Here is a 12,857-nt window from a genome sequence, read left to right as displayed (position 1 = left end):
TGAACGGATAACTCAGACAGCCGGTTTTTTTATCATGCTGAGTATAAACAGCACGGCGGCGCAGAGCACCACAGAAGGTCCGGCAGGGGTATCATAGGTGGCGGAGAACGTCAGGCCACCGGTCACGGCGATCAGTCCGGCGAGCGTTGCATAGCCCGCCATCTGTTCCGGAGAGCGCGAAAAGCGGCGCGCCGTTGCGGCAGGGATAATCAGCAGTGAGGTAATAATCAGCGCGCCGACAAACTTCATTGCGACGCCGATCGTCAGGGCGGTCACCAGCATCAGCATCAGCCGGGTACGCTGAATATTCACGCCGTCAACCTGCGCCAGCTCCGGACTGATGGTCATAGAGAGCAGGGCGCGCCACTGCCACGCCATTACCACCAGTACAATGGCAACGCCGCCGCCCATCAGCCAGAGATCGTCTGGCGTAATCGCCAGCAGGTCACCAAACAGGTAGGCCATAAGATCAACGCGGACTCCCTGCATCAGGCTGACCACCACCAGACCAAGTGAAAGCGCGCTGTGCGCCATAATCCCTAACAGCGTATCAATGGCCAGATGCGGGCGACGTTCCAGCCATACCAGGCCGAGCGCCAGACAGATTGTCACCAGGATAACCGCGTAGTAAGGGTTAACGTTCAGCAGCAGGCCAAAAGCCACCCCCAGCAGCGAGGCGTGCGCCAGGGTATCGCCAAAGTAGGACATACGGCGCCAGACCACAAATGAGCCGAGCGGTCCGGCCGCCAGCGCCAGCAGCGCGCCGCCGAGCCAGCCGGGAAGTAATAATTCAATCATGACGGGCTGTCTCCTTTGCGTAAAACGATACGTCCCTGTAGGTCGTGACGATGGTTATGCTGATGCCGGTAAATGGCCAGCTGCTGTGCGCCGCGCGGACCAAACATGGCGATAAACTCAGGATGCTGCGACACCGCTTCCGGCGTACCGGAACAGCAAATATGGTGGTTAAGGCACAGCACTTCGTCGGTTTTCGCCATCACCAGATGCAGATCGTGTGAGACCATCAGCACGCCGCAGTTAAGTTCGCGTCGCAGCTGATCGATTAAATCGTAAAGCGCCACCTGACCGTTTACATCAACGCCCTGGGTCGGTTCATCCAGCACCAGCAGCTGCGGCTGGTTCAGCAGGGCGCGCGCCAGCAATACGCGCTGCGTTTCACCACCGGAGAGTTTCTGCAGCGGCGCCTGCAGCAGATGCCCGGCCTGTACGCGCTTCAGCGCCGGCAGGATATCGGCACGCCTGCTGCCGCCTGTCAGACGCATAAAACGTTCTACGGTAACCGGCAGCGTGGGATCGATATGCAACTTTTGCGGCACGTAGCCAATACGCAGACCCGGCGCGCGCTGTACGCTGCCGCGGTCCGGCGTCAGCAGACCTAAAACCGTTCGCACCAGCGTTGACTTGCCGGCGCCGTTAGGGCCCAGCAGGGTCAGAATTTTACCAGGCTGAAGCGTCAGCGAGATACCTGCCAGCACACGGCGCTGAGCAAAGGTCACTGAAATATCATCAAGTGTAACAAGTGAAGACATATAATTTACGGGTTGCATTGAAATTAGAATGTTATAATATCACATTCCATCACTCAGTCACGATGGAATGACGCATTATGTTACACAATAAGCAGCGCCTGTTTTTTAGCCTTTCTGCCACTGCCATTTTAGCCGCGCTTGCGCTTCCGGCCCACTCAGCGGTCGTCACGTCAATCAAACCGTTAGGATTTATCGCAGCTGCGATCTCAGAAGGCATTACGCCGGTTGAAGTATTGCTGCCGGATGGCGCCTCGGAACACGATTACGCACTCCGTCCTTCTGATGTAAAACGCATTAAAAACGCGGACTTAGTCATCTGGGTCGGGCCTGAAATGGAGGCTTTCCTGACCAAACCTGCCGCCGCTCTGCCCGCCAGCAGGAACCTGGAAATCGCCGCGCTGCCGGCGGTGAAATCTCAGCTGATTCGGGGCGGAGAAGATGAGGATGGGCACGAAGAAGGGCACGCCTCAGATAAGTCCGAAGATCAGGACTCATCTCATACTCACCATCATCATGGTGAATATAACATGCACCTGTGGATGTCACCGAAGATTGCACAAGAATCCGCTGTTGCAATCCACGGAAAATTATTGGAACTTATGCCCGAAAGCAAAGCCAAACTTGACGCCAATCTGCAGCAGTTTGAAGCAGCACTGGCCGAGACGGACAAACACATTGGCGCGCAGCTTGCGCCGGTGCGGAACAAGGGTTATTTCGTTTTTCACGACGCGTATAGCTATTTTGAGAAACACTACGGTTTGTCCCCCGCGGGGCATTTTACCGTCAATCCTGAAATCCAGCCTGGCGCTCAGCGTTTACATCAAATACGAACACAGTTGGTTGAGCAAAAAGCCGTATGCGTTTTTGCTGAGCCACAATTCAGGCCGGCGGTCATCGATGCCGTGTCACGTGGCACCAGCGTACGCAAAGGCACGCTGGATCCATTAGGCATGGGGATCAGCTTAACCAAAGACAGTTATGTGAAATTCCTCTCACAGCTGTCGAGCCAGTATGCGAGCTGCCTGAATGGAGCATAGAGGAAAAGATAAAAGTGCAGCAGATAGCCCGCTCTGTCGCCCTCGCATTTAATAATTTGCCGCGCCCCCACCGCGTTATGCTGGGGTCATTAACCGTTGTCACACTGGCCGTCGCTGTCTGGCGGCCGTATATCTATCATCCCCATGACGTTGCGCCGATTGTCAAAGAGATTGCGCTGGATAAAAACGCATTGCGCACTCTGCTGCCGGAAGCCAGCGAGCCTATCGATCAAACCACGGCCGAACCTGAAGAGGATTTGCCGGCGGACGATATCGACAAAGATGTGCCTGACAATCCCGATCAGCATGACTACACCATTTCATCTGGCGATACATTAAGCAGCGCGCTGAATCAGTATGGCATCGATCTCAGCGACATCAATGCGCTGGTCGCCAGTGATAAAGCGCTGCGCAATCTGCAGGTGGGCCAGCAGCTGAGCTGGACGCTGGATGCAGAAGGGCAGCTGCAGGCGTTTAGCTGGGAAATCAACCGCCGTGAAACCCGTACCTATGCGCGTCAGCCAAATGGCAGCTTCAGCATGCAGCAGGAGATGCAAAAAGGCGAATGGCAAAACAGCGTGCTGAAAGGGGAAGTGCGCGGCAGCTTTGCTGCCAGTGCGCAGCGTGCCGGTCTGAGCAGCGCTGAAACCAGCAACGTCATTAAAGCGATGCAGTGGCAGATGGATTTTCGCAAACTGCGTTCGGGCGATGAGTTCAGCGTGCTGATGTCGCGCGAGATGCTGGATGGCAAAAGTGCCCAGAGCCAGCTGCTGGGCGTGCGCGTGCGCAGCGGCGGCAAAGATTACTACGCCTTCCGCGCGGAAGATGGCAAGTTCTACGATCGCAGCGGTTCGGGTCTGGCGCGGGGCTTTATGCGCTTTCCAACGGTTAAGCAGTATCGCGTCTCTTCAAACTTTAACCCGCGCCGCCTCAACCCGGTAACCGGGCGCATCTCACCGCATAAAGGCGTCGACTTTGCGCTGCCGGTGGGGACGCCGGTGCTGGCCGTCGGTGATGGCGAAGTGGTGGTGGCTAAAAATGGCGGAGCTGCGGGCAACTACGTGGCGATTCGTCACGGGCGTCAGTATATGACGCGCTATATGCACCTGAGCCGTGCGCTGGTAAAGCCGGGGCAGAAAGTTAAACGCGGCGATCGCATCGCGCTCTCGGGTAATACCGGGCGCTCAACCGGTCCTCACCTGCATTACGAGGTGTGGATTAATAATCAGGCTGTTAACCCGCTGACGGCGAAAATGCCGCGTATGGAAGGGCTGACCGGGAAAGATCGCAGTACCTACCTTGCACAGGTTAAAACCTGGCTGCCGCAGCTGGCGCTGTAAAAGTCCGGCGGCGAATAAACGTAAAACCGACGATTAATTCGTCGGTTTTTTGCTTTCAGGCGCGTGAAGATTGCAAAAATAGCTGCCGTCACTATTATTGAGCCGTCATTGTCAGAGGCGAGTGCATGGAAACCCGAAAAAAAAATAACAGCGAGTTTATTCCCGTTTTTCAACGTTCTTTTTTAAAACCTAAATACTGGGGAAGCTGGCTGGCGGTTGGTGCGCTGGCGGGCATGGCAATGCTGCCGCCAAGCCTGCGCGATCCGGTCCTTGGTAGCTTAGGCACCTTTGCCGGTAAGCTGGCAAAAAGTGCGCGGCGTCGTGCGCTGATCAATCTCTATTACTGCTTGCCGGAACTGAGTGAAGCGCAGCGCGAAGAGATTGCTGACCGCATGTTTGCTACCGCGCCGCAGGCGATGGCGATGATGGCAGAACTCGGCATGCGCAACCCGGAGCGGGTGCGCCAGCGGGTAGAGTGGCACGGCCGTGAAATTATTACTGACTTACAGAATAACAATGAGAATGTGATCTTCCTGGTGCCGCACGGCTGGGGCGTGGATATCCCCGCCATGCTGCTGGCGTCGGAAGGGCAGAAGATGGCAGCGATGTTTCACAATCAGAGCGATCCGCTAATGGATTATCTGTGGAACACCGTACGCCGCCGGTTTGGTGGCCGTATGCATGCGCGCAACGACGGGATTAAGCCCTTTATCGCCTCAGTACGTCATGGCTACTACGGCTACTATCTGCCGGATCAGGATCACGGTGCTGAGCACAGCGAGTTTGTCGATTTCTTTGCAACCTACAAGGCTACGCTGCCGGCAGTGGGACGACTGATGAAAGTCTGCCGGGCGCGGGTAGTGCCGCTGTTTCCGGTATACAACAGTAAAACGCACCGCCTGGAGATCTACGTGCGGCCGCCGATGGACGATCTGGTGGATGCGGATGACACCAGGCTGGCACGCCGTATGAATGAAGAAGTGGAGATTTTTGTGCGGCCGCATCCGGAGCAATACACCTGGATCCTGAAGCTGCTGAAAACGCGTAAAGAGGGGGATATCGAGCCTTACCGGCGTAAAGATCTCTATCCGCGTAAGTGATTCTGTATGCTGCCGCTACCCGCAGTGCGTAGCGGCAGCGCACGGTTATACGACCTCTTCGACCCTGCTCAGTCGTCTGCGCTCACGCAGAAACAGCGTAACGAGCACAAACCACAGCAGACCCGCAGCAAAATTCAGCGTACTGAACCACGGCGTCCCCCCGTGAAAATAGCCCGCTTTAGCCAGCTCAATGCCCGCTGCCAGCGTCAGGATGCTGATCATTCCCAGCATAGCGGCAATACTGCCTTTGCCTTCACTGCTGGCGTAAAGCGTCAGGCGATAGAGACCGGCATTCACCATGCCAGCCCCGAACGCGTAGAGACTGAGTCCGGCGGTTAATAGCAGGTAGGTGTGGCTGTTCATCAGGTTGGCAATCAGCGCTATGCCGAGTCCGATTAAGATGGGCCAGGCGGCCAGTTTTACCGGCTGTTCAATCGGTACGCGGCCTGCCAGTTTGCCCAGCGTCAGATTGCCGGCAATCATAGCCAGAAACACCGGCAGCTGGAGCAGGGCATAATGCATGCGCGACAGGCCCTCATCGTGCATAAGGATCACCGGAGACAGCGCCACCCACGTCAGAATGGGAATAAACACCAGGCCGATAGCAAAGGAACCGTACATCACCTGTTTATCGCGCGCCAGCCGGCCATAGCCGCGCGCCAGCACCGGCAGCGCTACGGAGCGACTGCGATCGCCTGCCGTTTCCGGCATGATGCGCCACAGTAAAATAAACGCTATCACGCTGCAGATCGCAAACAGCCAGAACATACTGCGCCAGCTGCCTGCGGTAAGCCATGCCGCCCCGGCCAGCGGACCGGCCAGCGGCGCCAGCAGCGCCACATTCGCCATCAGAGCCATTACCCGCACCGCGAGCGCCTCTTCAAACGCTTCCTGCACCGCCGCATAGCTGACGGCGCCAATAAAGCAGAGGCTGATGCCCTGAACAAAGCGCAGCGTGACAAACTGCTCAATTGTGCTGACCCAGGTGGTAAGGATGCAGGCCAGCACAAAAAACAGGATGCCGGAAAGCAATACCGGACGCCGGCCATACTTATCTGATAGCGGGCCCAGCAGCCACTGCAGCACCACGCCGCCCATCAGATAGGCAGTCAGAGAGGTGGAGACCCACTGCGGGCCGACGGCAAACTCCTGCGTGACCAGCAGCATGCCGGGCTGGATCATGTCATGAGCGATATAAGTCGCGAACTCAAACAGGACCAGCGCCAGTGGAAACAGCAGCGTACGTCCGGTTAAGCGGGCAATAGGTTGGTAGCGGGCCATCAAGCCTCCCTGAAAATGCAAAATAAAACGCGACCGCCAGAGCAGTCGCGTTTGTCCATTTTTACAGCCGCTACGCGTAACGCGTCGGCGTTAGTCGACGCGCAGCACGCGGCTGGTGTTGGTGGTACCGGTTGCGCCCATCACATCACCCTGGGTGACAATCACCAGGTCGCCGGAGACGAGGAAACCTTTATCGCGCAGCAGATTTACCGCGTCGTGGGCGGCAGCCACACCGTCGTTGTTGCTGTCAAAATAGACCGGCGTCACGCCGCGATAGAGAGCGGTCAGGTTCAGCGTACGCTCATGGCGCGACATCGCAAAAATCGGCAAACCTGACGTGATACGTGACGTCATCAGCGCGGTACGGCCTGATTCGGTCATGGTAATAATGGCAGAAACACCCTGCAGATGGTTTGCCGCATACATAGCTGACATCGCGATCGCTTCTTCGACGTTGTCAAACTGCACGTCCAGGCGATGTTTGGAGACGTTTACGCTTGGGATCTTTTCAGCGCCGAGGCAGACTTTCGCCATCGCAGAAACGGTTTCCGCCGGATATTGCCCGGCTGCGGTTTCCGCTGACAGCATCACGGCGTCAGTACCATCCAGCACGGCGTTGGCCACATCCATCACTTCCGCACGGGTTGGCATGGGATTGGTGATCATCGATTCCATCATCTGCGTGGCGGTAATGATGGTGCGGTTCAGCTGACGGGCGCGACGGATCAGCGCTTTCTGAATACCAACCAGTTCCGGATCGCCGATTTCAACGCCCAGATCGCCGCGCGCTACCATGACGACGTCAGACGCGAGGATAATATCATCCATTGCTTCCTGTGTCGCAACCGCTTCTGCGCGCTCCACTTTGGCCACCAGCTTTGCATCACAGCCGGCGTCGCGAGCCAGACGACGGGCGTAATTCATATCTTCGCCATTGCGCGGGAATGACACCGCCAGATAATCAACGCCGATTTTTGCCGCCGTGACGATATCCAGCTTATCTTTTTCAGTCAGCGCTTCGGCAGAGAGGCCGCCGCCCAGCTTGTTGATACCTTTGTTATTAGAGAGCGGACCACCGACGGTAACTTCAGTGAAGACTTTCACATCCTGCACCTCCAGCACCTTCAGCTGTACGCGGCCATCATCGAGCAGCAGAATATCGCCCGGCACGACATCTTCCGGCAATCCTTTGTAATCGATGCCGACTTTTTCTTTGTCGCCTTCACCTTTGCTCAGGTTCGCATCAAGCAGAAAACGATCGCCGACGCTGAGAAATACTTTCCCTTCTTTAAACGTAGAGACGCGGATTTTTGGCCCCTGCAGGTCGCCGAGAATCGCCACGTGACGCCCCAGCTTGGCGGCTATCTGACGTACGCGATCGGCGCGCTGCTGGTGATCTTCGGGCGTGCCGTGGGAGAAATTAAGGCGTACTACGTTAGCGCCTGCCGCGATGATTTTTTCAAGGTTATTGTCGCGGTCGGTTGCCGGGCCGAGGGTAGTAACAATCTTGGTTCTTCTGAGACGACGTGACGGGGATTTTGAGATGAAAGCTGTAGGGCTGGTCATTCGGTGATCCTTTTATTCTATCTGATTGATTGGCATTAAATTTACAATGCGCGTGTCTCTGTTTGGCTATTGATACTGCTTCCAGGGTGTTGACGCAAAAGGGCTTGAAGTATTAACGCCAGGTAAACGCTTACACCTAAGGTACACCAAATGTCTGACCCTGTTAAGATGGGTCTGCTTTGTCAAAGTGCGGAGCGATCTATCACGCTAAAACGCGGCACAGGATAACCCCGGTTTTGCTTGCGCATTTTTAGCATCGGTATAACACGGCTGCATAGCAGAGCTAAAATGCGCCCGAACGGCACCGCACAGACATGAAAGCGCTTACATCACCATGATTTAGTAAAATTTGCTCTGTGAAGCACGCCTTCGCGCAGCGGCAGATAAATGCGAAGCTGAATTCTTTGTCATACTTCTGCAGGCCCCGTCTGTAATGACTGACGTAAACCCTGGTCAGGGACGCCGGCCTGTTGGTTACGCGACGTCGCGATGAACAGCGGGACGCTCGCTTGTCCTGGCGCGGCGAAAAAAGTACATTGTGCCGTAAGAACATGACAATAAAGGTCCGGGATGGTGAGGATGCACATCCGGGAGATCCTGCAACGAGGAGAGGAAAATGGCGGTAACACAAACAGCCCAGGCATGCGATCTGGTGATTTTCGGTGCCAAAGGCGATCTTGCACGCCGTAAACTGTTGCCTTCGCTGTATCAGCTGGAGAAAGCTGGTCAGATCCACGAAACCACCCGTATTATCGGAGTAGGACGTGCGGAGTGGGATAAAGCGGCTTATACCAAAGTGGTACGCGAGGCGCTGGAAACCTTCATGAAAGAGAAGATTGATGAAGCGCTGTGGGATAAGCTTAGCGGCCGTCTCGACTTCTGTAACCTCGATGTGAACGATACAACGCATTTCACCAAACTGGGTAAAATGCTCGATCAAAAAGAGCGCGTAACCATTAACTACTTTGCTATGCCACCGAGCACGTTCGGTGCCATTTGTGAAGGGCTTGGCGCAGCGAAGCTGAACGCAAAACCTGCCCGCGTGGTAATGGAAAAGCCGCTGGGTACCTCGCTGGAAACCTCGCGTGAAATCAACGACAGCGTGGGTAAATTCTTTGACGAGAGCCAGGTGTTCCGTATTGACCACTATCTGGGCAAAGAGACGGTGCTGAATCTGCTGGCGCTGCGCTTTGCTAACTCAATCTTTGTGAATAACTGGGACAACCGCACCATCGACCACGTGCAGATCACCGTGGCAGAGGAGGTGGGGATTGAAGGCCGCTGGGGTTATTTTGATAAAGCGGGCCAGATGCGCGACATGATTCAGAACCACCTGCTGCAGGTACTGACCATGATTGCTATGTCACCGCCCTCCGATCTCAGTGCAGATGCAATCCGCGATGAGAAAGTAAAAGTACTGCGTTCACTGCGCCGGATCGATCAAACCAACGTGCGTGAAAAAACCGTACGCGGTCAGTACACGGCAGGATTTGTACAGGGTAAAAAAGTACCGGGCTATCTGGAAGAGGAGGGCGCTAACAAGCAGAGCGCAACCGAGACTTTCGTGGCTATTCGCGTTGATATTGATAACTGGCGCTGGGCGGGTGTACCTTTCTACCTGCGCACCGGCAAACGTCTGCCTTCCAAATGCTCTGAGGTCGTCGTCTATTTCAAGAACCCGGAGATGAACCTGTTCAAAGACTCCTATTCTGAACTGCCGCAGAACAAACTCACTATTCGTCTGCAGCCGGATGAAGGTGTGGATATCGAGATCCTTAACAAAGTACCAGGGCTGGATCACAAGCATAAGCTGCAGACCACTAAGCTGGATCTGAGCTATTCAGAAACCTTTAATCAGTCACATCTGGCGGATGCCTATGAGCGTCTGCTGCTGGAATCGATGCGCGGCATTCAGGCGCTGTTTGTCCGTCGCGATGAGGTAGAAGCAGCATGGGGCTGGGTGGATTCGATTATCGAGGCCTGGAATGCGGATGGCGATGCCTCTAAACCGTATCAGGCAGGCACCTGGGGCCCGGTGGCTTCCGTTGCGATGATCACCCGCGACGGCCGTTCATGGAACGAATTTAGCGAGTAATCGCCCGTCGTACGGATGCGCTATTCAGACTCAACCAATACCTCTGCCATGCAGGGGTATTTTTTTGCGCAGCGCGTGCCAACGCCCATAGCAGAGAGAGTCCACAGCAGCATCACCACGTGGTGTTGCATAGACGCAAAGCCGTTTTATCTTGTATGGTAAAGTGCTAATGATGAGAACGCAGCCGTCGGGGCTGCGGTGACCAGGGAAACCTCATGAAGAACTGGAAGATAAGTGCAGAGCAGGTGCTGAGCACCGGACCGGTCGTGCCGGTCATTGTGGTGAAGCAGCCTGAGCACGCTGTGCCGATGGCAAAAGCGCTGGTCGCAGGCGGTATCCGGGTGCTGGAGGTGACGCTGCGTACGCCGGTTGCGATGGATGCGCTGCGCGCCATTATTCGTGAGGTGCCGGAAGCGATTGTGGGCGCCGGTACGGTTATCAATACGCAGCAGCTGAAAGAGGTCACGGATGCAGGCGCGCAGTTTGTGATAAGCCCGGGACTGACCGAGTCGCTGCTGCGGGCCGCAACAGAGGGGCCGGTACCGCTGATCCCGGGGATCAGCACCGTGTCAGAGCTGATGATGGGTATGGATCATGGCCTGCGCGAATTCAAGTTCTTCCCGGCTGAAGCCAGCGGCGGCGTAAAGGCGCTTTCAGCACTTGCCGGACCTTTTCCGCAGGTACGGTTTTGCCCGACCGGCGGCATTACACCGGCAAACTATCGTGACTATCTGGCGCTGAAAAGCGTGCTGTGTATCGGCGGCTCGTGGCTGGTGCCGGATGAGGCGCTGCAGCAGGGTGACTGGGAGCGGATCACGCAACTGGCGCGTGAGGCGATAGCGGGCGCGCGGTAGCTCAGGAAGCAGATATCTGGCAGCAGGCGCGTTGACCTGCTGCCAGCGCTGTCAGCCTTCGGCAGTTATCGCGGCCGCGCTGGCGACGGCGCGCGCCACCGCTTCTTCCGTGTTCTCTCCGGTTGCCAGCGCCACGCCCAGGCGCCGCTGTCCGCTGATCTCCGGTTTACCAAACAGACGCAGCTGCAGACCCGCGCCCAGCGCGGCATCAACGTGCGCAAAGCGCACATCCTGACTCTCCAGCTGCGGCAGGATCACGGCTGACGCCGCCGGTCCATACTGGCGAATACTGCCGATCGGCAGCCCGAGAAACGCCCGCACGTGCAGAGCGAACTCAGAGAGATCCTGAGAAATCAGCGTCACCATGCCGGTATCATGCGGGCGGGGCGACACTTCGCTGAACACCACCTCATCACCACAAACGAACAGCTCAACGCCAAACAGGCCATATCCACCCAGCGCGTTTACCACGCTGGCCGCAATCTCCTGCGCCCGTGCGAGGGCAGCGGCGCTCATCTGCTGCGGCTGCCAGGATTCGCGGTAATCTCCCTCCTCCTGGCGATGGCCGATCGGGGCGCAGAAGTGGATGCCGTCAACGGCGCTGACCGTCAGCAGCGTAATTTCGAAATCGAATCTGACCACGCCTTCAACAATCACCCGGCCGGCACCGGCACGGCCACCCTGCTGGGCATAATCCCACGCCTGCTGCAGCGCGTCCGCGCTGCGAATAAAGCTCTGACCTTTGCCGGATGAACTCATCACCGGCTTCACGATGCAGGGAAACCCTATCGCTTCCGCTGCGGTAAAAAAGTGCGCCTGGCTGTCGGCAAACTGATAGCGTGAGGTGGGCAGGTTCAGTTCTTCAGCGGCCAGACGACGGATCCCCTCCCGGTTCATGGTCAGGCGTGCGGCGCGTGCGGTCGGCACCACTTTCTGCCCCCGGGCTTCAAGCTCAACCAGCGTATCGGTGGCAATCGCCTCAATTTCCGGCACCACAAAGTGCGGCTGTTCACGGGCAATCAGTGCAGCCAGCGCCTCGCCATCCAGCATATTGATTACGTGGCTGCGATGCGCAACCTGCATCGCCGGCGCATTGGCATAGCGATCGACGGCGATCACTTCCACACCTAAACGCTGGCACTCCAGCGCGACCTCTTTACCCAGCTCGCCTGAGCCCAGCAGCATAACGCGCGTGGCACCGGGTCGCAGTGCCGTTCCGAGAGTTGTCATACCTGTCACCTTAGCAGTCAAAAAAGCGCCAGCAGTATATACGAAAACGTTTGCGCGCTCACGTTTTACGCCGGTAAAGATTTTCCGTACTTTGCCCGCTCTGACATTTTCTGACGCAGGTTGCGCCAGGATAAAGCGGGCTAACTTAAACGGGAGTTAAACAATGAATCAGTGGCTGCAGCAGCTTCAGACGGTTCTGGCAAAGAAAAAGGGCGGGACTTCCGGGTTGGGTGACCTCCTGGGGCCCGGGGCACTGGGTGGGCTGGCAGGCGTGCTGGCGGGCAGCAAATCGTCACGTAAACTGCTGACAAAATTTGGCGGCAAGGCGCTGCTGCTGGGCGGCGGTGCGGCAGCCGGTGCGCTGTTATGGAATAAATATAAAGATCGTATCCGCACAGCGTATCCGTCCGCATCCGGCACTGACGGGCAGCAAACGCCGCCTGACCAGCGCGCAGAACGGCTGATCGCTGCGCTGGTATTTGCTGCCAAAAGTGATGGTCATATCGATGAGGCTGAACAGGCTGCAATTGAGAAACAGATTCAGCAGGCGGGCTATGGCGCGCAGGCGGAAAGCCTGATTAAGCAGGCGATGGCGCGTCCGCTCGATCCGCAGTGGCTGGCGGCCGGGGTAAAAAATGAAGAGGAGGCGCTGGAGCTCTACGTGCTCAGCTGTGCAGCTGTCGATATCGACCACTTTATGGAGCGCAGTTATCTCACCGCGCTGGGCGATGCGCTGAAAATTCCGCAGGATGTGCGTGACGGGATCCAGCGAGATATCGCCGCAGAATCTGCTGGCTGAGAGGT

At 56.8% G+C, this 12,857-nt stretch carries 11 protein-coding genes; 6 read left to right on the top strand and 5 right to left on the bottom strand.

The window, feature by feature from the left end; all coding sequences use genetic code 11:
- Window positions 1-12: 12 nt before the first annotated feature.
- Window positions 13-798 (bottom strand): zinc ABC transporter permease subunit ZnuB, encoded by a 786-nt coding sequence (gene znuB / locus B4M48_RS10650; protein WP_071668887.1) that lies wholly within the window; start codon window positions 796-798, stop codon window positions 13-15.
- Window positions 795-1,550 (bottom strand): zinc ABC transporter ATP-binding protein ZnuC, encoded by a 756-nt coding sequence (gene znuC, locus B4M48_RS10645; protein WP_288656647.1) that lies wholly within the window; start codon window positions 1,548-1,550, stop codon window positions 795-797. The genes znuB and znuC overlap by 4 nt, the downstream gene beginning before the upstream one ends.
- Window positions 1,551-1,627: 77 nt before the next feature.
- On the opposite strand from znuC, the gene znuA reads away from it, so the two are divergent.
- From znuA to lpxM, 3 genes are all read left to right on the top strand, one after another.
- Window positions 1,628-2,587 (top strand): zinc ABC transporter substrate-binding protein ZnuA, encoded by a 960-nt coding sequence (znuA, locus tag B4M48_RS10640; protein WP_288656645.1) that lies wholly within the window; start codon window positions 1,628-1,630, stop codon window positions 2,585-2,587.
- Window positions 2,588-2,601: 14 nt separating this feature from the next.
- Window positions 2,602-3,927 (top strand): murein DD-endopeptidase MepM, encoded by a 1,326-nt coding sequence (mepM, locus tag B4M48_RS10635; RefSeq protein ID WP_288656643.1) that lies wholly within the window; start codon window positions 2,602-2,604, stop codon window positions 3,925-3,927.
- A gap of 125 nt (window positions 3,928-4,052) precedes the next feature.
- Complete coding sequence (lpxM, locus tag B4M48_RS10630) at window positions 4,053-5,027, top strand: lauroyl-Kdo(2)-lipid IV(A) myristoyltransferase (protein WP_288656642.1); 975 nt, start codon at window positions 4,053-4,055, stop codon at window positions 5,025-5,027.
- Window positions 5,028-5,072: 45 nt separating this feature from the next.
- Here lpxM and B4M48_RS10625 read toward each other — a convergent pair whose 3' ends face one another.
- Together B4M48_RS10625 and pyk are read right to left on the bottom strand one after the other, a co-directional pair.
- The gene (locus B4M48_RS10625; protein WP_039384873.1) at window positions 5,073-6,308 is read right to left on the bottom strand and encodes an MFS transporter; all 1,236 of its coding nucleotides are present in this window, start codon (window positions 6,306-6,308) and stop codon (window positions 5,073-5,075) included.
- 90 nt (window positions 6,309-6,398) lie between these two features.
- Window positions 6,399-7,874, bottom strand: a complete 1,476-nt coding sequence (pyk, locus tag B4M48_RS10620) for a pyruvate kinase (RefSeq protein WP_052246499.1) — start codon at window positions 7,872-7,874, stop codon at window positions 6,399-6,401.
- A 616-nt stretch (window positions 7,875-8,490) separates the two neighbouring features.
- Here pyk and zwf point away from each other — a divergent pair.
- Together zwf and B4M48_RS10610 are read left to right on the top strand one after the other, a co-directional pair.
- Window positions 8,491-9,969 carry a glucose-6-phosphate dehydrogenase gene (gene zwf / locus B4M48_RS10615; protein WP_071668883.1) on the top strand — a complete coding sequence of 493 codons (1,479 nt, stop codon included), beginning with the start codon at window positions 8,491-8,493 and terminating at the stop codon, window positions 9,967-9,969.
- Between the two features lie 215 nt (window positions 9,970-10,184).
- Window positions 10,185-10,823: a bifunctional 4-hydroxy-2-oxoglutarate aldolase/2-dehydro-3-deoxy-phosphogluconate aldolase gene (locus B4M48_RS10610; RefSeq protein ID WP_039384868.1), complete on the top strand. Its 639-nt coding sequence runs from the start codon at window positions 10,185-10,187 to the stop codon at window positions 10,821-10,823.
- Window positions 10,824-10,874: 51 nt separating this feature from the next.
- On the opposite strand, the gene purT is transcribed toward B4M48_RS10610, so the two are convergent.
- Complete coding sequence (purT, locus tag B4M48_RS10605; RefSeq protein ID WP_288656640.1) at window positions 10,875-12,053, bottom strand: formate-dependent phosphoribosylglycinamide formyltransferase; 1,179 nt, start codon at window positions 12,051-12,053, stop codon at window positions 10,875-10,877.
- A gap of 163 nt (window positions 12,054-12,216) precedes the next feature.
- Between purT and B4M48_RS10600 the strand changes: the two genes are divergently transcribed.
- Window positions 12,217-12,852, top strand: a complete 636-nt coding sequence (locus tag B4M48_RS10600; RefSeq protein WP_039384864.1) for a tellurite resistance TerB family protein — start codon at window positions 12,217-12,219, stop codon at window positions 12,850-12,852.
- Window positions 12,853-12,857 lie beyond the last annotated feature (5 nt).

It is taken from the genome of Pantoea sp. UBA6567 (assembly GCF_002434165.1).
GTDB lineage: Bacteria > Pseudomonadota > Gammaproteobacteria > Enterobacterales > Enterobacteriaceae > Pantoea > Pantoea eucrina.
Note: the sequence above shows the minus strand (reverse complement) of the source record. Positions and strands in the feature narration are given on the sequence as shown.

Coding starts and splice junctions, on each gene's coding strand:
- znuB (WP_071668887.1), bottom strand. CDS start 798: ATGATTGAATTATTACTTCCCGGCTGGCTCGGCGGCGCGCTGCTGGCG.
- znuC (WP_288656647.1), bottom strand. CDS start 1,550: ATGTCTTCACTTGTTACACTTGATGATATTTCAGTGACCTTTGCTCAG.
- znuA (WP_288656645.1), top strand. CDS start 1,628: ATGTTACACAATAAGCAGCGCCTGTTTTTTAGCCTTTCTGCCACTGCC.
- lpxM (WP_288656642.1), top strand. CDS start 4,053: ATGGAAACCCGAAAAAAAAATAACAGCGAGTTTATTCCCGTTTTTCAA.
- B4M48_RS10625 (WP_039384873.1), bottom strand. CDS start 6,308: ATGGCCCGCTACCAACCTATTGCCCGCTTAACCGGACGTACGCTGCTG.
- pyk (WP_052246499.1), bottom strand. CDS start 7,874: ATGACCAGCCCTACAGCTTTCATCTCAAAATCCCCGTCACGTCGTCTC.
- zwf (WP_071668883.1), top strand. CDS start 8,491: ATGGCGGTAACACAAACAGCCCAGGCATGCGATCTGGTGATTTTCGGT.
- B4M48_RS10610 (WP_039384868.1), top strand. CDS start 10,185: ATGAAGAACTGGAAGATAAGTGCAGAGCAGGTGCTGAGCACCGGACCG.
- purT (WP_288656640.1), bottom strand. CDS start 12,053: ATGACAACTCTCGGAACGGCACTGCGACCCGGTGCCACGCGCGTTATG.
- B4M48_RS10600 (WP_039384864.1), top strand. CDS start 12,217: ATGAATCAGTGGCTGCAGCAGCTTCAGACGGTTCTGGCAAAGAAAAAG.